At 72.2% G+C, this 740-nt stretch carries 1 protein-coding gene; it reads left to right on the top strand.

The window, feature by feature from the left end; genetic code table 11:
- The first annotated feature begins 183 nt into the window (after nt 1-183).
- Nucleotides 184-666 (top strand): DUF2087 domain-containing protein, encoded by a 483-nt coding sequence (locus OFY01_RS32435; protein WP_323135529.1) that lies wholly within the window; start codon nt 184-186, stop codon nt 664-666.
- The last annotated feature ends 74 nt before the right edge of the window (nt 667-740 follow it).

Raw genomic sequence — 740 nt, forward strand, 5'->3', positions numbered from 1 at the left:
TCGCCAAGCGCGTCGAACCCGCCCTGACCCAAGGTGCCGAGGTCCCCGGCCTCGACGCCTCCACCCAGTCCCTGGTCACCAAGTACCGGGAGCTGCGCGGCCGTTAATCGAATGCGCCGGAACCTCCCCGCGGGTGAGACTGGCACGCTCCGTCGTCCGAACCCCGCCCGCCGGGAGGCCACCGTGGACCAGCTGATGTCGGCCCTTGCCGACCCCGAGAGACTCAGGCTCTACGCACGCGTCGTGCTCGGCGAACTCGCGCCCCGCGAGGCCGACTCACCGGTCGCCCGCAAACATCTGGGAAAGCTGATCGCCGCGGGTCTCGTCGAGCGGCTCGACGACGGGTCGCTGCGCGCAGGTCCCGAGGTGTTCCGCCGTCACCGGACCACCGAGCCCACCACAGGGGTCCCGCGCCATCTCACCGGCTTCTTCGCGGGCGGCCGCCTCACCGCGATCCCGGTCCGCACGTCCGTCCGCCGCGACCTGCTCGTGCACCTCACCGAGACGCTCTTCGACGCCGACCGCGCCTACAGCGAGCGCGAGGTCAACGAGGTGCTGCGGTCCGTGCACGACGACACCGCCGCCCTGCGCCGCTACTGCGTCGAGGGCGGCCTCCTCGTACGTGAGCAGGACGGCTCCGACTACCGGGTCCCGCAGCACGCTTAGGGCGTGCTTCGAAAGTGGCGTCGTCCGCCCGGAGGGCGGGCCCGGCGGCGTCTGGTGCGTGCGATCGCAAGGCG

The sequence above is a fragment of the Streptomyces beihaiensis genome (assembly GCF_026274175.1).
GTDB lineage: Bacteria > Actinomycetota > Actinomycetes > Streptomycetales > Streptomycetaceae > Streptomyces > Streptomyces beihaiensis.